The sequence below is a fragment of the Geodermatophilus sp. SYSU D01119 genome (assembly GCF_054049975.1).
Map to the genome: position 1 here is coordinate 25,292 of NZ_JBJGYL010000028.1, position 25,132 is coordinate 50,423.

Below are 25,132 nucleotides of genomic sequence, written 5' to 3' on the forward strand. Positions count from 1 at the left end.
CATGGCACGCACGACCGGGCCCGAAGCCGCGTTGTATCCCTCAGTCGAGGCATGGGCGAAGAAGACGCTCGGCTGCTGGGCGGTCGCCGTTGACACCGGTCCGAGCCTCGGGCGCATCGACGTCGTCGGCCTGCGCGACTTCGGCGGTGGCGACCTTGCATCACGGTCGGAGGTCGTCGCCATCGAGGTGAAGAGGCGTGGAGCGCCCTTCGCGAAGTCCGCAGGCCAGGCTCACGGTTACTCAGTCATGGCGGACCGCTGCTACCTGGCCCAACAAGGGGAGAGCATCACCGACGATCAGATGGTCGTCGCAAGCCAGCTGGGTATCGGGCTCCTCCTGATCTCCGATGCGGGCCGGGTGACAGAGCGGCTCACTGCCCCGTTGCAGGAGCCGATCCCCGAGCTTCGAGCCAAGCTGTTGGACAAGCTCGACTGCGCGACGTGCACCTTGTGCTCGACCATCTTCCGGACCAAGAACATGTCGGGGTCCAGCACTGTCGTGCGGCGGGAATGGGACTCCTCCCCGGACCTGTCTGCTGCCGCGAAGACCGAGAAGGGCCTCATGTGGTGGCTGTACACAGCGGCCGGAGAACGGGACAAGAGCGGTCGGAACTCGACGTACTGGCGTCGCTACCTGTGTCCGGACTGCATCTTCGCGCTGAGCCCTCAACGACAGAAGGAAGCCTGAGCGGCTCCTTGCCCACCTCAGTCCTTGGCAGTCCTTGGCGATGGAGAAGACGACGTCACCCCGACCGCTGGGGCAGACACCGCAACGGATGCAGGCGGACCCCTTCTCGGAGATCAGCGGGATCCGTCGTCCGTTCTCGGGGCACGGGTAGCGCTTGCCAGATAGGGCCGCCAGGTCTGCGCGTCCGTCGGCAACTGTCTCGGCCAGATAGGCCCACCGGACCCAGGGATGGCGCTACCGCGCCCGCTTGGCCGCCTCCAGGTTGTCGGGATCGACAGACAGGTAGATGGAGAGGTTGGGCAGATCCGCGAGGACGGGCAAGACATCGAGCGCGGCGGGGTCGAAGCTCCGCGTGTACGCCCAGAAACGGATGTCCAGAGCGGCGCGGATGACATCGGCCCAGGCCTCCGCGTAGGAGAGGGAGAAGAAGTCGCCGTCCCAGTGGATGCGGAAGTCGCGGGGCACGACAGCTCCACGCTTATCCGCTCGTTCGCAGTCAGCCCGGAAGTCGTCGATCATGTCCGCCAGAAGCTCTGCCATCCCGGCTTGGTCCCGCCCGAGGAGCGCTTGCATGTTGCTGGTGGGGACGTCCAGGACGCCCTTGTAGAGCTTCTCGAGCTTTCCCGCATAGCAGACCTGCCCACAGGTGGCCGTCGCCCCTGGGCATGAGAGCGCACGTCCCGCAGGCAGCCGAAGCTGTTGGCGATCCTCGCCGTCCTGCCGTTCAGCGACGGCAGGTTGGTGACCTTCCGGTCGGCCGAGCGGCGGAGGACGCGGCTCGGGGCCCCAGTTCTCGGTCATCAGGGCCACGAGACGCTCAGCGTGCTCCAGCGTCGGCACCTGCTCGTACGACGGCAGGCGACCCATGGCCGGGCCGCACCATCAGGCGGCTGAACCGGGATCTCGTCTCCGGGGGCCCACGGGCTCCGGACCATGACGCCCGAGATTCATCCCCTGGTGCCACTGCTCCGCAGACGCGCTCAACAATGAACCGGCGCCCGCCAGATGAGGTCCGAGCGGTGTCGATACGGGTGCCATCCATGGCCGCCTCCTCGACGTGCGAGGAGGACGGTCCGGACGAGCACCGGCCCAGGTCAACGGCTGACGTTACGGCGACACGCCCGTTGAACGTACTCATCGACGGTCTGCCTCGTGCCCGTGACTCGATGAAGCGCCGGACAGGTGCCATCAACGAGCGCTGAGCACGGCTCACCACATCGGGCGATCCGGTGAAGATGACACGGCCTCATGCCGAGAGAAGTCACGTGGTCACGCGGTACCCAAGTCGGCGGCGAGGACGGGAGCACTCCCATGAGGCGTGAGCGCGTCGCGCTCGCCATCCGCGATCTGCTCGCCGTTCAACCCGACCAGAACAAGCGCCAGCTGCTCGCCCGCCTGGGCAAGAGGGCAGCCCGGCTGACAACGACCGATGTCAACAGCGTCCTCTACTCGCACCGGGACCTGTTCATCTCGGACGGCGGGACACCGCCCCGATGGCGCTTAACTGGTTCATCACGTTCGCCAGAGGAACGACCGGCGGCGGAAGCGACGACCTTCTCTCGTCCCCGCGGCTACGTAGGCATGGACCCCCGCGCCTGGCAGCGGGAGGCGCTCGCTGCCTGGCAGGCCCGCGGTCGGCGCGGTGTCATCGAGGCGGTCACCGGCACAGGGAAGACCGCGGTCGGAGTCCTGGCAGCGGCCGCCGCGGTCGCCAGGGACGAGAAGGTCCTCATCCTCGTGCCAGGCCAAGAACTGCTCCGCCAGTGGTACGAGATCCTGCGGAAGGACCTCCCCCTAGCTCGGGTGGGATGCTTCGGAGCTAGACAAAGTGCCCGCTTCGACGACCATGATGTTCTCGTCGCCACGGTGCAGTCGGCCTCGAGGTGGCAGCTGCTCACCCCCGGCCGTCATGGGCTGCTCATCGCCGACGAGGTGCACCGCTACGGCGCAGACACCTTCGCCTTGGCGCTCAAGCCTCAGTTCCACGCCCGCTTGGGGTTGACCGCCACGTTTGAACGCGAGGACGACGGGGTCGCGAGACATCTGGAGCCGTACTTCGGTGGGGTCGTCTTCCGCTGCGGTTACGAGCGCGGCCTCGCTGACGAGATCCTGGCTCGCTTCCGTGTCGCCTTCCTGGGTGTCGAATTCTCACCGGAGGAGCGCGAACAACACGACGAGTACGACGATCAAGCCAGGAGCCTGCGGCGCCGTCTCATCGATGAGCACGCTTGTCCTGCCGAGCCGTTCGGCGAGTTCATGGCCGCCGTACAGCAGCTCAGCACGGGCGGCCTAGAGGATGCCCGCCCCACGAAGGACGCACGCCGCTATCTCAACGCCTTCAGCAAGCGTCGGCAGTTGCTCGCCGGCTGTCGGCGGAAGCACGACGCGTTGGGCGCCTTGGTTCCCCTGCTTCACGCCGCCGACAGGGGACTTGTCTTCAGCGAGACGAAGGACAGCGCCAGCAGCGCCGCTCAACTCCTGCGCAGACAAGGGCTAGCGGCGATGGATTTCACCAGCGCGTTGAAGCAGCGGGAACGCGAGGAGCGCCTCGCGGACTTCAGACGTGGGGCGGTCCACGTACTGACGGCGCCACGCGTCCTGGACGAGGGAGTGGACGTCCCCGAGGCGGACGTCGGGGTCGTCCTGGCCGCCAGCAGGAGCCGGAGGCAGATGATCCAGCGCATGGGTCGTGTCATCCGTCCCAAGTCCGACCACCGACCCGCCACCTTCATCGTCATGTACGTGCGCGGGACAGCGGAGGACCCCGCGAACGGGGCCCACGAAGCCTTCCTCGACCAGCTCACTGACGTCGCCGAGGAGACGGTGTTCTTCGACCAGCGGGACTCCGGCGCTCAGTTGCTCGCCTGGCACATGAGCCGGCGAAGCCCCCACGTCGGTTGATAAGCGGTGACGGCGACCTCACCAGGAGCAGTCTCCTACCGACGAGTGGCCAATTTGACTGGATCCGCCCTTCCACCCGGCCGATAGGAAAGGACGGCCTCTGGCCGCCTATGAGCCATCGCAGCGAACAGATGAGGAGCTTGGGCGCGTTGAACCTGTGGGACTGGCTCGTCGTCACGTTCGCCGGAGACCGGATCGCGGTCCTGGGCCCGCGCGCTTCGGGAAAGACGACCCTCTACAACTTCCTGACGGGGAGGACCGGCGACAGTCCACCGGAGCAGACCGTCGCCCCCGAGCACAGAGAGGCATTCCGCAACGGAACCCTGGGCTTGAGCGTCCGCACTGGTCGCGATGTCCCCGGTGGCGAGCATGCACACGACAGCTGGCGAGAGGTCTTCACCGCTGCCAACAAGGTGTTCTACCTCTTCGACGCTCACCAGCTCCGCGTCGACACTGAATACGCGGACCGCGTCCGGCGGGATGGACGCTCCTTCCGAGACTGGGGCACAGAGGGTAGACGCGTCATGATGATCGGCACACACGCGGATACCGATCCGGCCTGCCGGAAGCGAGGCCTGGTCACCTACAGCGACCTCATCCTCGACCATGACATCGTGGCAGCGTTTCGAACCCGAGCAGACGTGAAGGCCGCCACGGTGGGATCGCTGGCGGGCTCCCCTGACGACGTCGCTGCCGTACTGCGTCAGGTCCTGAACTAGCTGTGTTGGTCCTCTCACAAGCGCTGGACAATGCAGCGGAGGACGAGTGCGTCATCGGGGGCGTCCGCATATCAGCCTCGGCGCCCGAGGCTCGACCGGTCATTGCACGCCTCTTCGACGTCGTACAGTCGGGCGCAGCACGCCGCTTCGGCGCAACCCAGATTACCCAGGACGGTCCCACCATCGCCGTCAAGGCCTCGACCTTCACGCGCGATAATCTCGGCCGCAACTCGCCCCTGTACATACTGCTGGATAACGAGCCGCCGGCTCGGCTCGACGACCTCAGCCGAGACGTCATGAAGGCTGCGCAACTGCTGGGTCGCCAACTAGACGCCGACGCACTCGAGGCAGACCTGAAGCTGTGGGCGGCCACGGGAAAAGCTCATCGCGGCCACCGGTTTCGTCGGCTTCGTCGGCTGATTCACCGGCTTGGCCGCCTTCTCCCGGGCTAGTGGACCAATTCCTTGGTCGACTGAAGCACAACATGCAGTGGCTGCTCAGGACGAGCGAACCCGAGGGTGCCGAAATGTCAACGGATCTTCACAGCGAGAGAGTGGAACACGGAATGGTCAACCTCAGTCACCTGCCACAAGAGCGTCGTCGCGTTGTGGTTCCGCTGTCGGCGGATGACTATCGGTCGGCCCTGCGGGACCCGGACCTCCTCGACACCATGGACCACCCCGAAGCGGTCGTCCTGTCGCTCGCTGAAATGGATGCTAACGACCCGGTACTCGCCCGGCTTCGCCGCTCCAACAAGGTCCGGGCCGGGGCTCTGCTCATCCAGAGCCCGTTTGACCCCGATCAGTACGAGCCGGCCGACTCGGCTGTAGCGGAGTTCGCCGTCACCAAGTTCGTCCGCCTGTCCGAGCTCTGCGCTCTGCTCGGGGCGAAGTCGGTCAGCGTGGAACAAGTGAGGACGGTGACCAACTCGAGCGGGATGCACGCGAAGGTCCAAGCGAAGGCGGCCGTCCACTCGGGTCATGTTGACGTCGACAGCGATCTGACCCGAAAGATCAACGAACGCCTCACCCTGAAGGACACATTCGCCGGTGGAAGCGCCGACGTGGCCGCCGCACGAGCCCTCCTGGCTCGGGTCGGTCTCGAGGACGACAGCACACTTGTCTCGTTGGTAGACATGCGCAGCGGCTCAAACCCCCTGAAGCGCCGGCAGATCACCCTCAACCTGACTCAGGAGGCTCAGCAGAACCTCAAGCTGGCCGGTGAATACTCGGGTCTCAGACTCGTCAAGGTGAGCGCCAACTTCTCCAAGCAGGCGAAAGAGCAGGTACAGGTCATGCTGACGGCCACCATCGAGTTCAGCTAGCAGTCAACGCAAAGCGCCTCGAACTTCGAGGCGGGCCACAATCGGTGAGATCACCACCTGTGTGCGCTTCAACACGCGCTCCTCGCAAGTAGCGGTCGTCCGGATGCGAATTGGGAGAAGCACGCGCTCATGAGGCTGGCTACCTGGAACTGCCGCGGCAAGACCGTGACCAACATCGGACATCTACTCGACCTAGGTATTGACGTCGCCGTTATGTGCGAAGCACAAACGCCACCCGTCTGGCCCACGGCACCCGGTGGCCGGATGGTGACCGGCCACGGCCGACGAGTACAGCCGGACTACTGGCACGAAGTCGTCGTTCTAGCCTGCTCTCCGTGGTCCGTGACGCTGCACGAGGCCGCCGAGAGCGCACCGGCCTGGACACTTCCCGTACGTGTTGATGGACCGACACCCTTCACACTTGTCGGTATCCACACCTTTCAGGCGACGGGAATACCGAACTACGAGAAGCAGATTGATCTCGTTGTCGACTGGATGGCCGAGGTGGGTGACCCGGGGCCATTCGTGGTGGCCGGAGACTTCAACTCCCCAATCGAGACCAGTCAGAAGCGGTATGACGCAGTCGTGGGTCGCCTCCAACAGCGCGGCCTGCTTGACGTCTACCGGGCGTCCCGAGAACAAGCACCTGCACCTCTGACGGAAGAGGCGACGTACTACCGGTGTCAGCAAGGCAGCGTGCAGGGGTTCCACATTGACCACGTGTGGGTGCCAGCCGAGTGGGCGGAGGGAGCTGAGGTCCGCATCGGGGACTTCGACACCTGGGTTGCCTCAGGCCGGAGTGACCATGTCCCGGTCGTGGCTGACGTCCGCGATGGCCGCTTGCCGGGAACGGCGTAGAGCACCACCAGCTGCAGCAAGCACAGCATGGACCGGAGCAGTCGCCTCTACGCCGGCAAGTCCTCGGCCTCGACCATGTGCAGGACGCCGCGGCCGCGCTCCTTGGCGCCGTACATCGCCCGGTCCGCCAGCGAGAGGACCTCGTCCAGCGTCGTCCCCGGCGCAGCCATCGCCAGCCCGATCGACGCCGACACCCGCACCGTCCGCCGTCCCACCTCGACCTCGTCCACCAGCACGGCGGCCAGCCCGTGCCCGATCGACTCGGCAACAGCAGCGGACACCCCCGGCAGGACCGCCACGAACTCGTCCCCACCCAGCCGGCCGACCACCGCCCCCGGCAGCTCCTTCTCCACGTGCCGGCGCAGCCGGTCGGCGAGCCGCACGAGCAGCTGGTCCCCCACCGCGTGCCCGCCGCGGTCGTTGACCTCCTTGAACCGGTCGACGTCCACGAACAACACCGCTCCCCCGACCGCCAGCGCCGCGCGGCCGGTGTCGAGCAGGTGGCTGCGGTTGGCCAGCCCGGTCAGCGGGTCCTGCCGCGCCGAGCGCAGCAGCGCCTGCTTCCACCCGTCGGCCTTGGTCGCCACCGCGGTCAGCCGGTCCACCGTCTCGTGCAGCCGCCGCTCCTGGTCGGCGTCCGCCTCGGGAGCCAGCGACGCCGTCGACGACGCCAGCGTGTCCAGCACCGCCTCCAGCGGCAGCCCCGCGGCCACCGCCTCCAGCGTCCGCCCCTGCGCCGCCAGCAGCCCCTTGTCCCAGCAGTGCGCGGCCACCTGCCGCCGCAGCGACAGCACGCTGCGCACCAGCCGGACCTGGTTCTCCAGCAGCGCCTGCTCCGCCTGCGAGAACGCCCTCGGCTCGTCGTCGAAGACGCCGAGCGAGCCGAGGACGAAGCCGTCCTCGTCGACCAGCGGCACCCCGAGGTAGGACCGGATCGCGCCGGCCGCCACGGCGGGGTTGTCGCGGAACACCGGGTGGTCGAGCGCGTCGGCCACCTGCAGCGGCTCGCGCAGCGCCACCACGTACGCGCAGAACGACAGCTCGTCGGGCACGTGCGAGTACGGCGCCCCGGCGCCCTTCTCGGCCGGGTAGCACTGCTCGTCCGGGCCGACCAGGTTGATCATCGCGATCGGCGCCTCCACCGTCCGCGCCATGTAGGCGACGACGGCGTCGAGGTCGGCGACGCCCGCGTGCCCGACCAGCCGGTAGCTGCCGATCGCGGCCAACCGCGCGGGCTCCGCGACGGCGGCGCGCGGGGAGGGCAGGACGGGCGTGTCGACGGCGGCGCTCACGCGCGCGCACCCTAGCCGCGGCGCGTCACCCCGGGAACACGCCGCGCGCCGCCGCAGGGCCGTCCGCCTCTGGCCCCGCCCTCGCCGCCGCCGCCACGATGCGGAGCCTCCACCGGACAGGGAGGTCCCGTGTACGTCACCCAGGGTCTGCACCGCCACGTCCAGCAACGGCCGGACGAGGTCGCCACCGTCTGCGCCGGCCGCGTCCGCACCCATGCCGAGTCCGTCGACCGGATCGCCCGCCTCGCGGCCGCCCTGCAGGAGCTCGGCATCGGGGACGGCGACCGCGCGGCGATCCTCTCCCTGAACTCCGACCGCTACTCCGAGTTCCTCGCCGCGACGCTGTGGGCGGGCGGCGTCGTCGTCCCGGGGAACTTCCGCTGGAGCGTCCCGGAGATCGCCGAGTCGCTCGCCGAGGTGGGAGCCCGGGTGCTCGCCGTCGACGACGCCCTCGCCGGGTGCGTCGACGGCATCAAGGCCGCCCACGGAGGCCTGGAGCACGTCGTCCACGCCGGCGACGGCCCTCCCCCCGACGGCATGCTCGCCTTCGAGGAACTCGTCGCGGCGCACGAGCCGGTCGAGGACGCCCGCCGCGGGGGGGGACGCACTCGCCGGCGTCTTCTACACCGGCGGCACCACCGGCCGGTCCAAGGGCGTCATGCTCAGCCACGACAACCTGCTGACGTCGTCCATGGGCTACCTCGCGGGCGTCCCCACCCCGGGCGACCGCGTCTACCTGCACGCGGCGCCGATGTTCCACCTCGCCGACTTCTCCGCCTGGGTCGCCGGCTGCGTGGTCGGCGGCACGCAGGTGATGATCCCGGCGTTCGACCCGGTCGCCGTCCTCTCCGCCGTGCAGGAGCACCGCGTGACCGACGTCCTGCTGGTGCCCACGATGATCCAGCTGACGGTCGACTCCCCGCGGGTCGACGAGTTCGACCTCACCAGCCTCCGGCGGGTCCTCTACGGCGCCTCCCCCATGTCCGACGCGCTGCTCGGCCGCGCCATGAAGGGCTTCCCCAACGCCAGCTTCGTGCAGGCCTACGGCATGACCGAGCTCGCGCCCGTCGCCACCCTGCTCACCCCCGAGGACCACGAGGACGCCGTCCACCGGCGCACCGTCGGGCGCGCCGCGCCCTGCACGGAGGTGCGCGTCGTCGGGCCGGACGACGTCGAGCTGCCCCGCGGTGAGGTCGGCGAGATCGTCGTCCGCGGCGGCAACGTCATGCTCGGCTACTGGGACCGGCCCGAGGCCACCGCCGAGGCGCTGCGCGGCGGCTGGATGCACACCGGCGACGCCGGGTGGATGGACGAGCAGGGCTACGTCTCCCTCACCGACCGCCTCAAGGACATGATCATCTCCGGCGGGGAGAACGTGTACTCGGTCGAGGTGGAGAGCGTCCTGGCCCAGCACCCGGCGGTGGCCACGTGCGCGGTCATCGGCGTCCCCGACGAGACCTGGGGCGAGCGCGTGCACGCCGTCGTCGTCCCGGCGTCCGGCGCCACGGTGACGCTCGACGAGCTGCGGGACTTCTGCGCCGACCGGCTCGCGGGCTACAAGACGCCGCGGTCGCTGGAGGTCGTCGAGGCGCTACCGCTGTCCGCGGCCGGCAAGGTGCTCAAGCGGGAGCTGCGCGCGCCGTACTGGGCGGGGCAGGAGCGGGCCGTCCACTGACGCCCGCGCTCCGGGGGCGGAAGTCCCTGGTCCGGGACGTCGTCCCGAGGAGCATCGGGGACGTCGTCGAGGACACGAGGGAGGAGCTGCTGCCATGACCCAGACCACGGGTTCGACGGTCTCGAAGGACCGGGCGCGCGAGGCGATGATCCGCTTCATGGCGGCTTGGGAGCAGGGCGACCTGTCCGCCGTCGACGAGGTGTTCGCCGAGGACCTCGTCTACCACGGGCCCCCGTTCCCGGACATGGACCGCGACGGGCTGCGGGACTTCGTCACCGCCTTCCGCTCGGGCTTCTCCGGCATCCACGTGCAGGTGCACGAGCACGTCGTCGACGGGACCACCTCGGTGCACCGCTGGACGGCCGAGGCCGACCTCTCCGGGACCACGCCGCTGCTTCCGGGGGTGGAACCGACCGGGAACCACGCGTCCGCCGACGGCGCGCACGTCCTGCACTGGACCGGGGACAAGGTGTCCGAGGCCTGGCACATCGGTGACTGGCTCGGCTGGCTGACCAAGGCCGGCGTGCTCCCGCCCGCGCCCGGCATGGGCGGCTGAGCTGGGTTCCGGGCCGGCGGGCGGGGCGGCGATCCCCGGGGACGGTCGGCCGACCGGCAGCCGCCTCGCCCGCACCGCCCGGCTCGCCGCGCTGCCCGCGGCGTTCGCCGGCCGCACCGCCGTCGGCCTGGGGAAACGCATCGGCGGCCGCCCGGCCGAGCTGGTCGCCGCCCAGGTCCAGCAGCGCACCGCCGAGCAGCTGTTCGCCACCCTCGGGCAGCTCAAGGGCGGCGCGATGAAGGTCGGCTAGGCGATGTCGGCGATGGAGGCGGCGCTGCCCGACCAGCTCGTCGGCCCCTACCGCGAGGCGCTGGTCCGGCTGCAGGACGCCGCCCCCGCCATGCCGGCGGCGATGGTGCACCAGCAGCTGGAGACGGCGTTCGGGACGACCTGGCGCCGGCTCCTGCGCGACCTCGACGACCGGCCGGTCGCGGCGGCCAGCGTGGGGCAGGTGCACCGCGCCACCTGGTCCGACGGCACCCCGGTGGCGGTGAAGGTGCAGTACCCGGGCGCCGGGGAGGCCCTCGTCGCCGACCTCGGGATGCTGCAGACGGCGGCGCCGCTCGTGCAGGCGGCCATGCCGGGCCTCGACGCCCGGCAGCTGCTCGCGGAGCTGCGCGCCCGGCTGGTCGAGGAGGTCGACTACGTCCTCGAGGCCGACGCCCAGATGGCGTTCGCCGACGCCTACCGCGGCGACCCCGACATCTGCGTGCCCGAGGTGCTCGCCACCGAGGACCGGGTGCTGGTGACCGGCTGGCTCGAGGGGACTCCGCTGTCCCGGGTCATCGCCACCGGCACGCAGGAGGAGCGGGACCGCGCCGGCCTGCTGCTGGTGCGGCTGCTCGCCTCCTCGCCCGCCCGGGCCCGCCGGCTGCACGGCGACCCGCACCCCGGCAACTTCCGGCTGCTGCCCGACGGCCGGCTCGGCGTCCTCGACTTCGGCGCGACCGAAGCGCTGCCGTCCGGCTGGCCGCACCGGCTCGGGCCGCTGCTGGCGGCGGGCCGGGACGGCGACGCCGGCGAGCTGCACCGGATCGCGGCGTCGGCGGGGCTGCTGCGGCCGGACCAGGTGACGCCGGCCGCGCTGCTGGCGCTGCTCGACCCCTACCTGCGGCCGCTGCGCTCGCCCGCCTTCGCCTTCACCCGGGCCTGGATGCAGGAGCAGACGAAGGCCGCCTCCGACCCGTTCAGCGCGGCGTCGCGGACCCAGCGCCGGCTCACGATCCCGCCGCGTCACCGGCTGCTGCAGCGGGTCGCCGTGGGGCTGGCGGGCGTCCTCTGCTCGCTGGGCGCTACGGTCCCCGTCGACGGCGAGCTGCGCCGGTGGCTGCCCGGGTACGCCGCGGAGCCGCGGTCCTGACGCGGCGTCAGCGGCCCCGACGGACGTCGTCCGGCGTGCACCCGAACGCCGCGCGGAAGCCGCGCCCGAACGTGACGACGTCGCCGAACCCCCATCCGTGCGCGACGCCGGCCACGGTCACCGCCGTCCCCCGCCGGGCGAGCTCCCGCCGCGCCCCCTCCAGCCGCAGCCGGCGCACGTGGGCGGCCGGCGTCGTCCCGCGGGCGGCGCACAGGCCGTACAGCGCCCGCACCGACACGTAGGACCCGGCCGCGACCGCCGCCGGGGTCAGCGCTGGGTCGCGCAGGTGGGCGGCGACGAAGGCGGTCACCCGCGCCCACGCCGGGTCGTCGTCGGCCGGGGCGAGCGCGCCCGCGAGGAGGTCGACCAGCGCGTCGGCGACCGGCTGCCCCAACCGCGGGTCGAGGGCGCCGGCGCCCGACAGCGTCGTCCCGACCAGGGCGCTCACCAACCGGACCGCCGGCCCGTCGAGCAGCCCGGCGGGCGCGGGAGGCAGCCGGGACGCGGGGACCAGGAGCGTCCACTTGTGCAGCCGCCCGGGCACCCGGAACCGCACGGGCTGGTCGGCCCGCCAGACCAGCGCCGCACCCGGGCGGACGACGGCCTCCGCGCCGCCGGTCTCCACGACCTCGACCCCGTCGCGGACGAGGAGGACGCCGACCAGGTCGTCGTCGGTGGCCGCGAGCTGCGCCCGGCCCCGTGACCCGGCGCAGGGGCCGCACCGGCAGTCGACGAGGGCGACGTCGCCGATGCGGTAGCGGGTGAGCTCGGTCGGGCCGGGGACCTCCGGGCCGGACTCGAGCGACCACGGCAGGTGGGTGGCGCTGACCGCCTCACGGAAGGCCTCGTCCCGCGCGCTCAGGGGCAGGTCGGGAGGGGGCCAGCGCTCGACGGTCAGCGTCACGGGCACCTCCTGGCGCGCAGCCAACTCCGGGCCGGGCCGCGCATCAAGGCCTGCAGGCATCGCCGCGGGACGTGCACGCAGCGCCGCGACCGGCCGGACGGCGGGAGCCAGGGTCGGCCGCATGCGAGAGGACATCGAGTTTGCGACCGAGGACGGCGTCACCCTGCGCGGCTGGCACTACGCGCCCGACGACGGCCCCTCCGACACCCGCCGGCCCCTGGTGGTCATGGCGCACGGCTTCTCCGCCGTCAAGGAGATGTACCTGGACGACTTCGCCGAGCACTTCGCCGCCGGCGGCCTCGGCGTCCTGGCCTACGACAACCGCAACCTGGGCAGCTCCGACGGCGAGCCGCGCGGGGAGATCGACCCGTGGCAGCAGGTCCGGGACTACCGGACGGCGATCACCTGGGCGCAGACCCAGCCGTGGTGCGATCCCGACCGCATCGGCGTCTGGGGGTCCAGCTACAGCGGCGGGCACGTGCTCGTCGTCGGGGCGATCGACCGCCGGGTGCGGTGCGTCGTCAGCCAGGTGCCGCTGGTGAGCGGGCTGGCCAACGCGCGCCGGCTCATCCGGTCCGACCAGTTCGCCGACCTGCGGGCGGCCTTCGACGCCGACCGCGCCGCCCGCTACGAGGGCAAGCCGCCGGCGATGATGCCGGTGACCTGGGAGAAGGACCCGGCCGAGGTGTGCGCCCTGCCCACCGCCGACACCTCGGAGTTCTTCTTCGGCCCCATCCAGGACCGGGCGGTCACCTGGCGCAACGAGACGACGCTGCGCTCGGTGGAGATGTTCATCGAGTACGAGCCGGGCGCCTACATCGCCGACATCGCGCCGACGCCGCTCATGGTCGTGGTGGCCGCGAAGGACCACCTCACCGTGGCCGACCTGACCCTCGAGTACTTCGAGCGGGCCCGGCACCCGAAGGAGCTGGTGGTCCTGCCGGTCGGCCACTTCGAGGCCTACACGGGCGAGGCGTTCCAGCGCTCGGCGCCCGCGCAGCTCGACTGGTTCCGCCGCCACCTGACCTGACCTCCACGGCCGCCCGCGGGCGTCCACATGCCGGACCGGCCCCACCTGTCGTACGTCACGGGCAGGTTCGTCGTCGTGCGGACGCCGAGGCCCCGGGCTCCGACGAACCCGGGGCCGCACCCGGGCGCCTCCAGCGCTGTCATCGCCGAGCGCATGCGGCGGGTGGCGAAGCGGGACAACGGGCCGGAGATGGCGGTGCGCCGACGACTGCACGCGGCCGGCTACCGCTACCGCGTCGCGTACCGGATCCCCGGACAGCGACGGCGGACGATCGACATCGCCTTTCCCCGCCTCCGCATCGCCGTCTACATCGACGGCTGCTTCTGGCACGGGTGCCCCGAGCACCTGCACGTCCCGCACGCCAACTCCGCGTGGTGGGTGCGCAAGCTCGCCGGTAACCGTGCGCGGGATGCAGCGGCGACCGCGCAGCTGACCGGCCTGGGGTGGACGGTGCTCCGCTTCTGGGAGCACCAGGCACCGGACGACGTCGTCGCGCGGATCGCCGCCGTGGTGGCAGAGCGCCGCCGGGACCGGTGACCCCGCAGTGCCCGTCGTCCGGCGGACCTGTGGACAACTCCGGGGGAGGGCCTCCCGGGCTGCCACGGTGACCGGCATGACGACCCCGATGCCCACCGACCCTGTGCGGTCCCCCCTCGAGCTCACCAACCGCTGGGCCGACCTCCTCGCGCCGCCCCTCTTCGCCTCCCGCAGCATCTGGCTCAGCTGGCTGACCCCGGACGGCCGGCAGACGCCGTTCCTCGTCCCCGTCGAGGACGTGCCCGCCCGGCCCCGCCACCGGCTGGTCGCCGAGCTGCTCGCCCTCCACGAAGACGTCGCCGCCCCGGCCGGCGGCAGCGAGGTCCTCCTGGCGATGGTGCTGTGCCGTCCCGGGCGTCCGGGGGTGACCGCCGACGACCGCGCGTGGGCCGACGCCTTCCGCGACGTCCTCGACGACGCCCTCGGCACCTGCTGGAGCCTCCACCTGGCCGCCGGCGGCCGGGTCGAGCCGCTCACGGACGTCCGGTACTTCCTCGACCGGTTCGCGTCCGCCGAGGACGGTGCCCGGTGACCGCGCAGCACGGTGCGGCGCCCTCCCGGGACGACCTCCCGCGCTGGACGCCCGGTCCCCGGGACTGGGTGGTCGACGCCGTCCCGGCCCCGCCACCGCCCGGTCATCGCCGCCGGCGCCGCGGACTCCTCGTCACCGCGGCGGTGCTCGCGGTCGCCGCGGTGATCGGCGGTGTGGTCGCCCGCCGCGTGCTCGGCTCCCGGCCGGACTCACCGTCCGAGGTGGTCCAGCACTACCTCGCGGCCGACCAGCGCCACGACTGGCGCGCGTCGTGGGCGCTCGTCTGCTCCGCCGACCGGGAGGCGATCGGCTCCCTCGAGCAGTACGTCAACGGCAAGGACGGGATGATGGCCGTCCTGGGCAGGGACATCGCCGACGTCACCGTCGTCGTCGGTGGCACCCGTCCCCGCACGGACTCCACCTCGCGGTCCTACCTGGTCACCGTGTGGATCGGGCACGACGGCCGCATGCACCGCGAGGCACTGGGCGTCGTCGAGGAGGACGGCGAGTACCGCGTCTGCGGGTAGGAGCCGGAGCTCGGGTCAGCCCTGGGACGACCGGCGCATCGACCACATCTGCGCGGGGCGCTCGAACTGGGTGGCGACCTCCCAGCTCACCGCGCCGTTGACGACCTCCTTGCGGAAGTTGCCCACGGCGACGCGGGCGAGCTCGGGGTCGGCGGCCACGCGGCGGGCGAGCTCCAGGGCGCGGTCCTCGACGGCGGCGTCGTCCACCGACTCCCACGCCAGCCCGAGCTCCACGGCCTTGGTGCCGTTGATCTCCTCGCCGAACAGCGCCATCGCCGCGGCGGCCTCCCGGCCGATCAGCCGCGACAGGATGACGAAGTGCCCGCCGCCGGGGTGCAGGCCGCGCTTGAGGAAGCCGGCCAGCAGGCGGGCGTCGTTCGCGACGATCCGCAGGTCGGCGGCCAGCAGCATGTTCATCCCGGCGCCGACGGCGGACCCGCGCACCGCCGCGATGGTGGGGACCTTCACCTGTCCGAGACGGTAGAAGGAGTCGTAGATGCGGCCCATGCCCTCGTAGGCGTCGGGCGCGGCGGGGTCCTTGCCGGCGTTGGTCAGCGTGGCGACGTCGCCACCCGCGCAGAACGACTTGCCCACCGCGCGGATCACCAGCGCGCCGACCTCCGGCTGGGCGTCCACCTGGTCGAAGACGTCGATGAGCTCGGACGCCATCGCGGGCGTCAGCGCGTTGCGGCGGTCGGGTGCGTTGAGCGTCACCACCGCCACGCCGCCGTCGACCTCGAGCAGGACCTCGGCGTTCGCCACCAGTGCACCTCCGGATCAGGGGCCTCGGCACCGGTGCCGGGCCTGCCAGGGCATCAGACCACGGCGTCCGGTTGCCGCCCCGAGCGGCCCGGTTCCACACTCGGGCCCCGACCCCGGAGCCCGCATGCCGTCCCGCCGAACAGCCTTTGTCGCGCTATTGGCCCTCAGCGGGTGCACGGGCGTCGACGGCACCCCCACCCCGCCGCCGCGCAGCTTCTCCGACGTCACGACCGTCGACCTCGACGCGGTCTCCCCCGCCGGCGTCGACGTCCTCGACCTGGCGGCCGGCCCGGACGGCGCGCTCGCCCTGCTCGCCGACACCGCCGACCCGGCGGTCACCTACCTGGCGGAGGTGGACGCCGACGGCGTCGGCGAGGTGCGGCGGGTCGACGGCGGGCGGCACCTGCTCGTCGCGCCCGACGGCACCGCGCTCGTGGTCGGGCCGGGCGCGCTCACCCGCGTCCCGCCCGGCGGCGAGCCCACCGTCGTGCCGCTGGACGCCGACGCGACTGCCGCCGCCCTCTCGCCCGACGGGCGCCGCCTCTACCTCGCCGACGAGCGGCGCGTCGCCGCCGTCGACCCGACCAGCGGGCAGACCGCCGGCACCACCGACCTCGACGACGGCCTCACCGTGCAGGACCTCGCCGCCTCCGACGACGGCGTCACCGCCCTGCTCAGCGACGCCCGCGCGCCCGACCTGGCCGACGTCGCGGCGCTGGCCACCTGGGACGACCGGCTCCGGGAGACCGCCCGCGTCGAGCTCGCGCCCGACCAGCCGGCCAGCGTCCCGTTCGGCCTGCGCCTGGCCGAGGACGGCACCGCCGTCGCCACGCTCAGCGCCGGCGGCGACGAGCCGTTCCGCGTGGTGGTGGTCGAGGACGGCGAGGTCACCGCGTCGCACCCCATTCCCGGCACCGACCGCACCGCGCCCGACCTCGCCGTCTCCCCCGACGGCCGGGTCGCCTACCTGCCGGTGGCCGGGTTCGAGGTGACCTCCGGCGTCATCACCCTCGACCTGGCCGGCGGCGAGCAGCTCGGCGACGTCCGGCTGTGCCACGGCCAGGGCACCTTCGGCCGGGTCGCACTGAGCGAGGAGGCACTGGTCGTCGTCGGCTCGTGCATCAGCAGCGACGCGCCGTCGTCCACCGCCTTCGTCCTCCGCTGACCCTGGTCAGCGGGCTGTGACCTGCACCACGATGGGCGGCACCCCGAACCGAGGAGGACTTCCCATGGACCGGCTGCGCTTCGGCACCTTCCTGGCCCCGTTCCACCCCGCCGGCGAGAACCCCACGCTCGCCCTGCAGCGCGACCTCGAGCTCGTCGAGCACCTCGACCGGCTCGGCTACGACGAGGCCTGGATCGGCGAGCACCACTCGGCCGGCACGGAGATCATCGCCTCGCCGGAGATCTTCATCGCCGCCGCGGCCGAGCGCACGCGGCACATCAAGCTCGGCACCGGCGTCACCTCGATCGCGTACCACAACCCGCTCTGGGTGGCCGAGCGCATGGTGCTGCTCGACCACCTCACCCGCGGCCGCGCGATGCTCGGCTGCGGCCCGGGCTCGCTGCCCACCGACTCGATGATGCTGGGGCTCACCCCCACCGACACCCGCGAGCTGCTCGAGGTCGACCTCGACATCATCATGCGGCTCCTGCGCGGCGAGACCGTCACCGAGCAGACCAAGACGCACAACCTGGTCAACGCCCGCCTGCACCTGCGCCCGTACACGCAGCCGTGCTTCGAGATCGCCGTCGCCGCGGTCGCCTCCCCCACCGGGCCGCGGATGGCCGGCCGGCACGGGATCGGGCTGCTGTCGATCGGCGCGACCCTGACCAAGGACGGCTTCGACGCGCTCGCCCACCACTGGAACGTCGTGGAGGAGCGGGCGGCGCACTTCGGGCAGACGGTGTCGCGGCGCGACTGGCGGCTGGTCGGGCTCATGCACGTCGCGGAGACGCGCGAGCAGGCCTACGCCGACGTGCAGTTCGGCATCGAGACGTGGTTTCGGTACTTCCAGAAGACGGCGGCGTTCCCGCAGATGGCGGTCGAGGGCGGCGACGCCAAGGAGATGATCGACTTCATCAACGAGGCCGGCATCGGCGCGATCGGCACCGTCGAGGACGCCCGCGCGCAGGTGCAGCGGCTGTGGGACCAGTCCGGCGGCTTCGGCGCGATGCTGCTGCTCGGCCACGAGTGGGCCAACCCGCAGGCGACGAAGCGCTCGTGGGAGCTCATCGCCCAGCACGTGATGCCGCACTTCCAGGGCGGGGAGATCACCCACGCGCAGGCCACGCTCAACGCCAAGGAGTACGCCATGGGCAAGCGGGAGGACTACGCCGCGGCGCAGATGGCGGCCGTCGCGACGATGACCGAGCGGTACGAGAAGGAGAAGGCCGGACAGGCCTGACGACGGGAGGTCGGGCGGGCCGGGCAGCCGTTCGGGTGGGTTGTCCCCAGGGCTACCGCGCGGACGGCGTCCGGCTGGTTATCGTCCGCGATCGTGCGGAATCCCGGACGACGGACGCGCCTCGCCGCCGCGGCGCTGACCCTCGCGACGGCGGTGCTCACGGCCTGCTCCGCGGAGGCCGAGGCGCCGAGCGAGAGCCTGCCGACGACGTCGGCGCCCGCGACCACCACCGAGGCGCTGCCGGTGGTCGGCCCGCCCGACTTCCCCGTCCCGCCCGAGGCGCGCACCCAGGACGCCGCGGGCGCCGAGGCCTTCCTCCGCTACTGGATCGACCTGCTCAACCGGCAGCAGGCGATCCCGGCCGGCCAGCCCCTGCGCGACCTCGGGCCAGACTGCGACGAGTGCCTGCGTATCGCCAACAACCTTGATGAAGCCGCCTCCGCAGGGAGCCGCTACGTCGGTGGAGCCGTCTCGATCAATGCTGTGGCCGAACCGGCGATCAGCGGATCCGACGTGTTGTTCAGCTTCAGTGCACGGCGCGAGCCTGTGTCCCTCGTCGATAGCTCAGGAGCGGTGCTGGAAGAACGTCCTGATGCGGCTCCGGAACTAGCGTCAGGCCTCTACCTCGCTTGGTCGGCACCCACGCAGTCTTGGCTCGTCACGTCCTTTCAACTCGGATGAAGCGCACCCCGCTGCTGGTCGGCCTCGCGCTGCTGTGGGCCACGTTCCTGGGTCTGCTGAGCCCGACGCCTGCCCAAGCATGTTCCTTCTTCGACTGTGGGTCGACGGGCGTCGGTGGGGGTGCGGCCACGGTTGAGTACGCCGGCGGGACGGTCAATCAACTCGTGAGTGGCGGTGGAGCAGCCGCCGTCGATTACGTCTGGCGGCTCGTCTCGCCGTGCGTAATCTCGGACGAACAAGACGGCTCTTGCAATGCCCAGGACTTCCAGAATTGCCCAGCCGAGCCGGGGCAGGTCGTCCGCTTCCTCTCGGTCCAACAGCGGCCCGTCGTGCGGCCGGATGGAACAGCGGTCGTGCCAGTGACACCGGGTTTCGGCCCGGGAGACCAACTCGGCTCGTGGGCGACCCTCCGGACCGAGTGCATCGACATCACCGCGCTGAACCCGCCGCCGTCGCCGGAGGAGGTGTTCCAGTACTTCCAGCGCCTCCCGCTCCCCCAGCTCGCCACCTCGCAGGCGCCGCCGGACCGCGGGCTGTCCGGCCTCCCCGTCGTCTTCTGGACCGACGCCCCGTCCACGCAGACCTTCACCGTCGACATCCGCGGCTTCGACGTCGTCATCGTCGCCGAGGCGCAGCGCTACGACTGGCACACCGGCGACCCTGCCCGCCCGACGCTCACCACCACCGAACCCGGCCGCGCCTACCCCGGCCATGCCACCGAGCACCTCTACCGCTCGGGCGCGTACACCGCGTCGCTCACCGTCACCTGGGGCGCCACGTTCACCGTCGACGGCAGTGCGCCGGCCGACGTGCCCGGCACCACCACGACCGACGGCCCGCCGGTCACCTTCTCCGTCGTCGAGGCCGCCCCCCTCCTCACGAACCCCCACGACTGACCGCGCCGCGACTCCTTGTCGAGCCCCACCGTCGACGCCAGACTCCGGCGGGTGCGCCGCTTCCCCGCGCTCCTGGTGGCCGCCGCCCTGCTCACCGGCTGCGGCGGCTCGGTCGCCGCGGACGCGTCCGGCGGCACCCCGGGACCGGCGCCGGTCTCCCTCGCGGACGTCGCCGGTGCCGACGCCGGCGTCCTCGGCGTCGCCGCGCTCCCCGACGGCCGGGCGGTCGTCCTGCTCGCGCCGCCCGGCGGCCCGCTCACCCTCGCCGACGTCGCCGCCGACGGCACGGCCACCGCCGTCCCCGTGCCCGGCCTCGACGCCGAGCGCCCCGGCCTCACCCGGATCGCGGCCACCGGCGACGGCGTGGTCGTCGTCGGTACCGCCGCCGGTCGCATCGCACTCGTCGCCGTCGGCCCGCACGGCGCCGGCGGGGTCCAGCCGGTCGGGACGATCGGCGCCGCCGACGTCGCGGCGGTCCACGTCGCGGGCGGACCCGACTCCTTGCACCTCGCGCTCGGCGGCATCACCGGCAGCGCCCGGGTGGTCGCCGTCGACCCCGCGACCGGAGCTGTCCGCGGCACCGCCACGCTGCCCGGCACCCCGCGCGACCTGCAGCCGACCGGAGACGGCGGCGCGGTCGTCGCCACCGAGGACGGACCGGCGGCCGCCGTCACCACGCTCGACGCCGCGGCGGCGGTCGTGGGCACGGCGCCGCTCGGCAACGGGTCGACGGGACCGCTGACCGTGGTCGACGGCGAGGTGTACGCGATCACCGGCAGCCGCGGCGAGCTGCGCATCACCCGCGGCGCCGAGGTGCTCACCACCGTCGACGGCGACCTGCCCGCCGCGATCGCCGTCGACCCGGACGCGGGCACGGCCACGCTCGTCGACACCGTGTCCGACGCCGAGGTGCCACGGGTGCTCGAGCGGACCGTCGACCTGGCCTCCGAGGAGGTGACCGGCGAGGTGGAGCTGTGCGACAGCGGAGCGGTCACGGGAACCGACCTGCGCGGCGGCGCGGTGGTCGCCGACTGCCGCGGCGAGCCCACCCTCTGGCGCCTCGGCTAGGCCGGCGGCTTCCAGCCCGGGTCGCGGCCGGTGGCGCCGAGCAGGCGGTCGAGCGCGGGCGCGTCGGCGTCCACCGGCACGACCGGCCCGTAGAGGCTCGGCGGGCGGTCGTCGCCGAAGGACTCGGCGAACGCGCGGCACGCGTCGGCGAGCGCCGGGTCGACGTCGTAGGGCTGCCCGGTGGCGACGGCGAGGTCCCAGCCGTGCACCACCACCTCGTCCAGCGCGACGACGGCGGTGACCTCGCCGGGCATCTCGACGCCACCGGCCGCCGTCACCCCCTCCCACGCGGCGGGATCGCGCCAGGCGGCGGCCAGCGCGTCGAGCTCGGCGGGGATGCGGGTGCGCCAGTCGGCGGGCAGGTGCGCCGGGTCCACCGACGCGCTGCCCTCGACCGGCGTCTTCGCCGCCGCCATCCGGAACGCGTACGCCAGCCCGGCGAGGTGGCCGAGCAGCCCCGCCACGGTCGTGCCGGCGCAGGGCGTGGGGTCGTCGAGCTGCTCGTCGCGGATGCCGGTGACGACGCCCGCCGTCGTCGCCGCGGCCGGTCCCAGGTCGAACGTCATGGGAGGCAGACGCGACGGCGCGCCGGGACTCATCGCCGTCGCCGGAACGGAGTAGTAATGACAGACGTGGCAGCGGGACGAGGGAGCGACGCCGTCCTGGTCCTGCCCAGCGCCGGGCCCGACCCGATCCCGCTGCCGACCGCGCTGGCCGCCGTCCTCGGGTACGCGCGCGGCCGCCGGCCGCTGTTCTTCCGCTCCCCCAGCCAGCCGCAGGGCCGCTGGGTGCAGGTGCTCGCCTACGCCCTCGACCGCTTCGACGGCCAGGCGCCCGAGACCGCCGACCGGCCCACCGACCGCGACGTCCTCGTCGCCGAGGGACTGCACGGCCGCCTCGACCCGGCCGCCTGGCGGGAGGTGCGCGGCACCCTGGACGACGTCTGGCCGCTGGTGCGCACGATGCTCGACCGCGCCGGCGGCCGCCCGATGTGGGAGCTGCCCGACGACGAGTTCTCCGTGCTCGGCGAGCCCGGCACCGTCGGCGCGGCGCTGCGCACGCTCACCGGCTCGCCGGGCGCCCGGCACGTCGTCGCCGCGCTGCACTCGCGGTACCCGGGGCTGGTGCCGCTGGTCGACGGCGTCACGCGGCGCCAGCTCTACGGCCACGTGAGCGAGGGCGACAGCGGGCCCGAGGCCGTCGTGCACCGCGAGCTCACCGCCAACGCCGGCGCGTTCGCCTCCCTGGAGACCGCGACGGCGGCGCTCATCGGCCGCCCGCTCACCCGGCTGCGCCTGCACGACGTGCTGCTGTGGCTGTCCGGGTCGCTGCGGATGACGCACGCGGTCGCCGTCGGCCGGGCGCTGGCCGCCGACTCCGAGCAGGGCCTGGACGCGCTGCTCCCCGCCTGAACCGTCGGACCCCCGCGGCACCGTGCCGCCATGACCGTCGATCTGCTCCCCCTCGTCGACGACCCGCACGCGGTCGAGGACCTGCGCCGGCACGACTCGCCGTTCTACCCCGGCCGGCGCTTCGAGTGGGTCGGCGCCCGCGACCCGGCGCGCGTCACCGCCGACGACCTGGTCGCCGCCGGGCTGGTCGGTGTCACCGTGCCGGGCGACGTCGCGCTCGACCTGCTGGAGGGCGACCTCGGTCTCGACGTCGCCGACTGCCTCGCGCAGGTCCCGGACGACGTGCCGGTCGCCGACCCGCGCGCCTCCGGGCTGCTCGGGACGTCGTCGTCGCTCGGCCTCGCGCGGGACCTGATCGAGGAGCGCGGGGGCCTGCGCGTCGCCGGCACGCTGCTCGCGCGCAAGCGGCCCCTGCTCGTCCCGGTGCCCGACCCCGTGGTGGAGTGCGCGCTCGACGTCGCCGGCGACGGGTGGGACTGGGCGCTGGACGCGTTCGCGGACGCCGACCTCGTGGAGCGGGTGGCCGCGGTCCGGCGGGCGGCCGGGCTGGTCACGACGGGCGACCTGCGCGCCCTGCAGGACCTCGTCTGGATGCGGCACCACCGCGAGCACCTGCGCGTCCGCTGCGCCGGGCTGCGGCTGCCCGCGGCGTGAGGGTGCCGGTCGGGGCCCGGCCTGCCGATGGACAGGAGGACCCCTCCGGAAGGACGCCCGTGCACCCCCCGCTCGACCGCATGTCCCGCTCGATCTCCACCGGCCACCTGCTGGCCGACTGCGAGCGGTGGTGCCGCGACGTCCTCCCGCCGCGCGAGGCCTGGGTGAAGCGGACGGCGCCCGCGCGGAGCAACGTCACCTCGCTGCGGGACGCCGCGCAGCGACTCCGCGAGGGGACGGCGCACCGCCTCGCCAGTTGATCATCGGACGCGTACCGCCTGCACGCGCGGACCGGCCGAGCGCGGCACGCATCCGATGATCGACGCCGTCCTCGGCTACACCCGCCCGATCGGGACGGCCACCATCCCGGAGGCGGCATCCGGCAGGGTCCGTTCCGTGAGGCTGGTGATCCTGGGCTCCTCTGCCCTGGCGTCCTCGACGACGTGCACCCGCCAGCGCACCTCCGGTGCCAGCGCCTCGAGCTGTGCCGCCGTGTACGGGCCGATCGCGGACTCGCTCCGCCGCCGGGAGACCTTGGGCGCCACGACCAGGTCGACGAGGACCTCGCTGTCGTCCCCGGCCGGCCATCCGAGGCCGGTGCGGATCTCCGCGGCGTGTGCGCGGACCCAGGTCGCGTAGTCGACGGCCTGGAAGACGAGCATCGGGTCGGAGCCGATCTTCGTCTCGATGACGTGCAGGCGACCGTCCGGGTCCAGGCCGAGGAAGTCGATGAAGCCGGAGGCCTCGTCTCCACGCCACGCCGGGTACTCGCGCTCGTAGGCGGCCATCCCCAGGCCGGCCAGCCCCGTGGCGCCCAGGGCGGCCTGCAGCTGGTGCTCGACGTGGGTGGCGTCGTCACCCGTCAGCCGGTCCTGCACCGCCGCCGCGACCGCTGCCTCGACGCGGGCGCGTTCCACCACCGTGACGGGAGCGGTCAGGACCTCGGAGAACGGAGGCCGGTGCGCCGGCGCCTTCTGGTACTGGACGCCCGCCTGCACGAGGACCCCGCCGCCCTGCTTCACCAGCTTGAGCACCTGGCGACCCCGGCAGTGCCAGGAGAGGTAGCTGCCGCGGTGCGCCGGCTCGAGCGCCCAGTGGTCGTCGGCTGCGCGGACGAGATCACTGACGAGGGAAGCCCGCTCGCCCAGGTCGTGCGGCTTCTCCCATCGCAGCCGGCGTCCCCTGGCCGCGCGGACGACGTCGTCGACGGACGGGACGGTGGCCCGGGACACCCTCCCGTCCACACCGAAGCCCCACACCCCCACCGGCCTCGCCAGGAGGGCCATCCGGGCGACAGTTGCAGGCACCGCCTCGTGGGGGACGAAGAGGAGGAGGTCGCGGTCCTGCTGCCACGCGACCGCGTAGGCCACCGCGGTCGAGACCTCGCCGAGATCCCGGCCGCCGTCGACGGCCATGACGAGGGCGCTGCCGTCCCTGGCCGTGAACCAGCGTCCCAGGGTGGTGAGGCGCGGCCCCGGTTCGAACACCTCGACGGGCCCGAGCGCCGCCTCGACGACCGGGCGGACGTCGGTGAGTGCACCGGATGCTTCCACGAGCGGAGGCATCAGCGCCGCCGCCCGATGAGGCACAGCTCGACGACCTTGTTGGTGATCGGGTAGCCCTCGACCAGAGGCGTGCAGATCTCCCGACGGAGTGCGTCGTGCAGATCCCGCTGCACCGCCTCCGGCGTCGACTCCCACTCGCGCTGGACGGCCTCGAAGTGCGCGCGGTAGTCGGTGCCGTAGGGCAGTCCCATGGCGGCCCGGTCGACGACGGGGAAGACCGCGGGGAGGAGGAAGTGGCAGAACTTCGCGGTGAACACCGGTGAGCGGACCGGCTCGGGACGGAGGCGCCGCTGCTTGAGCGAGCGGACCTCGGTGACGAACTCCTCCACGGACTTCCAGTGCACCTCTGCCACGGTGCCGTCCACGACGTCGGCGACGGACGCGGACCACGCGGCCCGCAGCCCCGGCAGGGCGTGCGTGACCCTGGCCGTCACGGCGGCCGGGCTGGCCGGACGGATCGCCTTCCACGCCTTCAGGTGGGGCAGGAACCCCTGCCACCACTCCTCCGTGAAGTGGCCTCGTGGGTCCTCCTTCGCGAGCCGTGCGTAGAAGGCGTTGTGGAAGTCCTCCGGCCAGCGGCCGCGCCAGTAGGCGACCCCGGCCTGGAACTCCTGCTCGGTCAACGGCACGTCGATCCCCCGATCGCTCGGATGCGTTCCCAGGAGGATCGGCTCGCATCCCGGCAGCTCAAGATCAGAGGCGCAGGGATGGACTGTCGATCATCGGACGCTCGCCGCCAACACGCGCGGACACGCCGACGGGAGCGGCACGCATCCGATGATC

General features: G+C 72.6%; 28 protein-coding genes and 2 pseudogenes. 23 read left to right on the plus strand and 7 right to left on the minus strand.

All coding sequences use genetic code 11. The features are described 5' to 3' along the window. Position 1 precedes the first annotated feature (1 nt). A complete protein-coding gene (locus tag ACI79X_RS19000; RefSeq protein ID WP_457026979.1) occupies positions 2-688 on the plus strand; it encodes a hypothetical protein in 687 nt (228 codons plus the stop codon). A gap of 234 nt (positions 689-922) precedes the next feature. Here the strand turns inward: ACI79X_RS19000 and ACI79X_RS19005 are convergent, their stop codons facing one another. Beyond that, entirely contained in the window at positions 923-1,489 is a 567-nt protein-coding gene (locus ACI79X_RS19005) for a GP88 family protein (protein ID WP_457026980.1), read from the minus strand. Between the two features lie 510 nt (positions 1,490-1,999). Here ACI79X_RS19005 and ACI79X_RS19010 point away from each other — a divergent pair. The 5 genes from ACI79X_RS19010 to ACI79X_RS19030 all read left to right on the plus strand — a co-directional run bounded on the left by ACI79X_RS19010 (position 2,000) and on the right by ACI79X_RS19030 (position 6,490). Continuing rightward, positions 2,000-3,589, plus strand: coding sequence for a DEAD/DEAH box helicase family protein (locus ACI79X_RS19010; protein WP_457026981.1), 1,590 nt, complete (start codon positions 2,000-2,002; stop codon positions 3,587-3,589). Between the two features lie 149 nt (positions 3,590-3,738). Beyond that, entirely contained in the window at positions 3,739-4,308 is a 570-nt protein-coding gene (locus ACI79X_RS19015) for a hypothetical protein (protein WP_457026982.1), read from the plus strand. 2 nt (positions 4,309-4,310) lie between these two features. Then, entirely contained in the window at positions 4,311-4,760 is a 450-nt protein-coding gene (locus ACI79X_RS19020) for a hypothetical protein (RefSeq protein ID WP_457026983.1), read from the plus strand. Between the two features lie 32 nt (positions 4,761-4,792). Then, positions 4,793-5,632: a hypothetical protein gene (locus tag ACI79X_RS19025; protein WP_457026984.1), complete on the plus strand. Its 840-nt coding sequence runs from the start codon at positions 4,793-4,795 to the stop codon at positions 5,630-5,632. Positions 5,633-5,761: 129 nt separating this feature from the next. Then, complete coding sequence (locus ACI79X_RS19030) at positions 5,762-6,490, plus strand: endonuclease/exonuclease/phosphatase family protein (protein WP_457026985.1); 729 nt, start codon at positions 5,762-5,764, stop codon at positions 6,488-6,490. A 47-nt stretch (positions 6,491-6,537) separates the two neighbouring features. Here the strand turns inward: ACI79X_RS19030 and ACI79X_RS19035 are convergent, their stop codons facing one another. Further along, positions 6,538-7,782: a diguanylate cyclase domain-containing protein gene (locus ACI79X_RS19035; RefSeq protein ID WP_457026986.1), complete on the minus strand. Its 1,245-nt coding sequence runs from the start codon at positions 7,780-7,782 to the stop codon at positions 6,538-6,540. A gap of 129 nt (positions 7,783-7,911) precedes the next feature. Between ACI79X_RS19035 and ACI79X_RS19040 the strand changes: the two are divergent. The 5 genes and pseudogenes from ACI79X_RS19040 to ACI79X_RS19060 form a co-directional block, all read left to right on the plus strand. Beyond that, positions 7,912-8,268 (plus strand): annotated as a pseudogene (locus tag ACI79X_RS19040) (AMP-binding protein); the annotation flags it as partial. 121 nt (positions 8,269-8,389) lie between these two features. After that, positions 8,390-8,962: pseudogene (locus tag ACI79X_RS19045) on the plus strand (AMP-binding protein); the annotation flags it as partial. Positions 8,963-9,133: 171 nt separating this feature from the next. Further along, a complete protein-coding gene (locus ACI79X_RS19050; protein ID WP_457027028.1) occupies positions 9,134-9,457 on the plus strand; it encodes an AMP-binding enzyme in 324 nt (107 codons plus the stop codon). A gap of 94 nt (positions 9,458-9,551) precedes the next feature. Beyond that, complete coding sequence (locus ACI79X_RS19055) at positions 9,552-10,013, plus strand: ester cyclase (protein ID WP_457026987.1); 462 nt, start codon at positions 9,552-9,554, stop codon at positions 10,011-10,013. A gap of 253 nt (positions 10,014-10,266) precedes the next feature. Then, the gene (locus ACI79X_RS19060; RefSeq protein WP_457026988.1) at positions 10,267-11,373 is read left to right on the plus strand and encodes an ABC1 kinase family protein; all 1,107 of its coding nucleotides are present in this window, start codon (positions 10,267-10,269) and stop codon (positions 11,371-11,373) included. A 7-nt stretch (positions 11,374-11,380) separates the two neighbouring features. Here ACI79X_RS19060 and ACI79X_RS19065 read toward each other — a convergent pair whose 3' ends face one another. Further along, on the minus strand, positions 11,381-12,277 hold the full coding sequence (locus ACI79X_RS19065) for a helix-turn-helix domain-containing protein (RefSeq protein ID WP_457026989.1): 897 nt from the start codon (positions 12,275-12,277) through the stop codon (positions 11,381-11,383). A gap of 121 nt (positions 12,278-12,398) precedes the next feature. On the opposite strand from ACI79X_RS19065, the gene ACI79X_RS19070 reads away from it, so the two are divergent. The 4 genes from ACI79X_RS19070 to ACI79X_RS19085 all read left to right on the plus strand — a co-directional run bounded on the left by ACI79X_RS19070 (position 12,399) and on the right by ACI79X_RS19085 (position 14,903). Then, positions 12,399-13,307 (plus strand): alpha/beta hydrolase, encoded by a 909-nt coding sequence (locus ACI79X_RS19070; protein ID WP_457026990.1) that lies wholly within the window; start codon positions 12,399-12,401, stop codon positions 13,305-13,307. Positions 13,308-13,460: 153 nt separating this feature from the next. Further along, positions 13,461-13,844, plus strand: a complete 384-nt coding sequence (locus ACI79X_RS19075; protein WP_457026991.1) for a very short patch repair endonuclease — start codon at positions 13,461-13,463, stop codon at positions 13,842-13,844. A gap of 76 nt (positions 13,845-13,920) precedes the next feature. Beyond that, a complete protein-coding gene (locus ACI79X_RS19080; protein WP_457026992.1) occupies positions 13,921-14,376 on the plus strand; it encodes a hypothetical protein in 456 nt (151 codons plus the stop codon). Continuing rightward, positions 14,373-14,903: a hypothetical protein gene (locus ACI79X_RS19085; protein ID WP_457026993.1), complete on the plus strand. Its 531-nt coding sequence runs from the start codon at positions 14,373-14,375 to the stop codon at positions 14,901-14,903. Before ACI79X_RS19080 ends, ACI79X_RS19085 begins: the two co-directional genes overlap by 4 nt. Before the next feature lie 15 nt (positions 14,904-14,918). Here ACI79X_RS19085 and ACI79X_RS19090 read toward each other — a convergent pair whose 3' ends face one another. Continuing rightward, positions 14,919-15,665 (minus strand): enoyl-CoA hydratase/isomerase family protein, encoded by a 747-nt coding sequence (locus ACI79X_RS19090; protein ID WP_457026994.1) that lies wholly within the window; start codon positions 15,663-15,665, stop codon positions 14,919-14,921. 157 nt (positions 15,666-15,822) lie between these two features. Between ACI79X_RS19090 and ACI79X_RS19095 the strand changes: the two genes are divergently transcribed. From ACI79X_RS19095 to ACI79X_RS19115, 5 genes are all read left to right on the plus strand, one after another. After that, a complete protein-coding gene (locus ACI79X_RS19095) occupies positions 15,823-16,830 on the plus strand; it encodes a hypothetical protein (RefSeq protein ID WP_457026995.1) in 1,008 nt (335 codons plus the stop codon). Between the two features lie 64 nt (positions 16,831-16,894). Further along, on the plus strand, positions 16,895-18,073 hold the full coding sequence (locus ACI79X_RS19100; protein ID WP_457026996.1) for an LLM class flavin-dependent oxidoreductase: 1,179 nt from the start codon (positions 16,895-16,897) through the stop codon (positions 18,071-18,073). 93 nt (positions 18,074-18,166) lie between these two features. Continuing rightward, on the plus strand, positions 18,167-18,754 hold the full coding sequence (locus ACI79X_RS19105) for a hypothetical protein (RefSeq protein WP_457026997.1): 588 nt from the start codon (positions 18,167-18,169) through the stop codon (positions 18,752-18,754). Positions 18,755-19,107: 353 nt separating this feature from the next. Beyond that, positions 19,108-19,650 (plus strand): hypothetical protein, encoded by a 543-nt coding sequence (locus ACI79X_RS19110; RefSeq protein ID WP_457026998.1) that lies wholly within the window; start codon positions 19,108-19,110, stop codon positions 19,648-19,650. 51 nt (positions 19,651-19,701) lie between these two features. Beyond that, the gene (locus tag ACI79X_RS19115) at positions 19,702-20,718 is read left to right on the plus strand and encodes a hypothetical protein (protein WP_457026999.1); all 1,017 of its coding nucleotides are present in this window, start codon (positions 19,702-19,704) and stop codon (positions 20,716-20,718) included. On the opposite strand, the gene ACI79X_RS19120 is transcribed toward ACI79X_RS19115, so the two are convergent. Next, on the minus strand, positions 20,715-21,284 hold the full coding sequence (locus ACI79X_RS19120; RefSeq protein ID WP_457027000.1) for a TIGR03086 family metal-binding protein: 570 nt from the start codon (positions 21,282-21,284) through the stop codon (positions 20,715-20,717). The two genes, ACI79X_RS19115 and ACI79X_RS19120, sit on opposite strands and share 4 nt — an antisense overlap. A 57-nt stretch (positions 21,285-21,341) precedes the next feature. Here ACI79X_RS19120 and ACI79X_RS19125 point away from each other — a divergent pair, with 57 nt between their 5' ends. From ACI79X_RS19125 to ACI79X_RS19135, 3 genes are read left to right on the plus strand one after another with little or no spacing between them, the layout of a single operon-like run. After that, entirely contained in the window at positions 21,342-22,130 is a 789-nt protein-coding gene (locus ACI79X_RS19125; protein ID WP_457027001.1) for a DUF6308 family protein, read from the plus strand. 30 nt (positions 22,131-22,160) lie between these two features. After that, positions 22,161-22,784: a DUF6308 family protein gene (locus tag ACI79X_RS19130; protein ID WP_457027002.1), complete on the plus strand. Its 624-nt coding sequence runs from the start codon at positions 22,161-22,163 to the stop codon at positions 22,782-22,784. A gap of 59 nt (positions 22,785-22,843) precedes the next feature. Then, positions 22,844-23,044, plus strand: a complete 201-nt coding sequence (locus ACI79X_RS19135) for a hypothetical protein (RefSeq protein ID WP_457027003.1) — start codon at positions 22,844-22,846, stop codon at positions 23,042-23,044. A 75-nt stretch (positions 23,045-23,119) separates the two neighbouring features. Here ACI79X_RS19135 and ACI79X_RS19140 read toward each other — a convergent pair whose 3' ends face one another. Continuing rightward, a complete protein-coding gene (locus ACI79X_RS19140) occupies positions 23,120-24,337 on the minus strand; it encodes a hypothetical protein (protein WP_457027004.1) in 1,218 nt (405 codons plus the stop codon). Positions 24,338-24,348: 11 nt separating this feature from the next. Continuing rightward, positions 24,349-24,978 (minus strand): hypothetical protein, encoded by a 630-nt coding sequence (locus ACI79X_RS19145; protein ID WP_457027005.1) that lies wholly within the window; start codon positions 24,976-24,978, stop codon positions 24,349-24,351. Positions 24,979-25,132: the final 154 nt, after the last annotated feature.

Bases quoted from the DNA above. Each gene is read 5' to 3' on its own strand.
- ACI79X_RS19000 (WP_457026979.1), top strand. From the start codon at position 2: ATGGCACGCACGACCGGGCCCGAAGCCGCGTTGTATCCCTCAGTCGAG.
- ACI79X_RS19100 (WP_457026996.1), top strand. From the start codon at position 16,895: ATGGACCGGCTGCGCTTCGGCACCTTCCTGGCCCCGTTCCACCCCGCC.
- ACI79X_RS19060 (WP_457026988.1), top strand. From the start codon at position 10,267: ATGTCGGCGATGGAGGCGGCGCTGCCCGACCAGCTCGTCGGCCCCTAC.
- ACI79X_RS19125 (WP_457027001.1), top strand. From the start codon at position 21,342: ATGACAGACGTGGCAGCGGGACGAGGGAGCGACGCCGTCCTGGTCCTG.
- ACI79X_RS19050 (WP_457027028.1), top strand. From the start codon at position 9,134: ATGATCATCTCCGGCGGGGAGAACGTGTACTCGGTCGAGGTGGAGAGC.
- ACI79X_RS19030 (WP_457026985.1), top strand. From the start codon at position 5,762: ATGAGGCTGGCTACCTGGAACTGCCGCGGCAAGACCGTGACCAACATC.
- ACI79X_RS19075 (WP_457026991.1), top strand. From the start codon at position 13,461: ATGCGGCGGGTGGCGAAGCGGGACAACGGGCCGGAGATGGCGGTGCGC.
- ACI79X_RS19080 (WP_457026992.1), top strand. From the start codon at position 13,921: ATGACGACCCCGATGCCCACCGACCCTGTGCGGTCCCCCCTCGAGCTC.
- ACI79X_RS19120 (WP_457027000.1), bottom strand. From the start codon at position 21,284: ATGACGTTCGACCTGGGACCGGCCGCGGCGACGACGGCGGGCGTCGTC.
- ACI79X_RS19070 (WP_457026990.1), top strand. From the start codon at position 12,399: ATGCGAGAGGACATCGAGTTTGCGACCGAGGACGGCGTCACCCTGCGC.
- ACI79X_RS19055 (WP_457026987.1), top strand. From the start codon at position 9,552: ATGACCCAGACCACGGGTTCGACGGTCTCGAAGGACCGGGCGCGCGAG.
- ACI79X_RS19010 (WP_457026981.1), top strand. From the start codon at position 2,000: ATGAGGCGTGAGCGCGTCGCGCTCGCCATCCGCGATCTGCTCGCCGTT.
- ACI79X_RS19130 (WP_457027002.1), top strand. From the start codon at position 22,161: ATGACCGTCGATCTGCTCCCCCTCGTCGACGACCCGCACGCGGTCGAG.
- ACI79X_RS19005 (WP_457026980.1), bottom strand. From the start codon at position 1,489: ATGACCGAGAACTGGGGCCCCGAGCCGCGTCCTCCGCCGCTCGGCCGA.
- ACI79X_RS19025 (WP_457026984.1), top strand. From the start codon at position 4,793: ATGCAGTGGCTGCTCAGGACGAGCGAACCCGAGGGTGCCGAAATGTCA.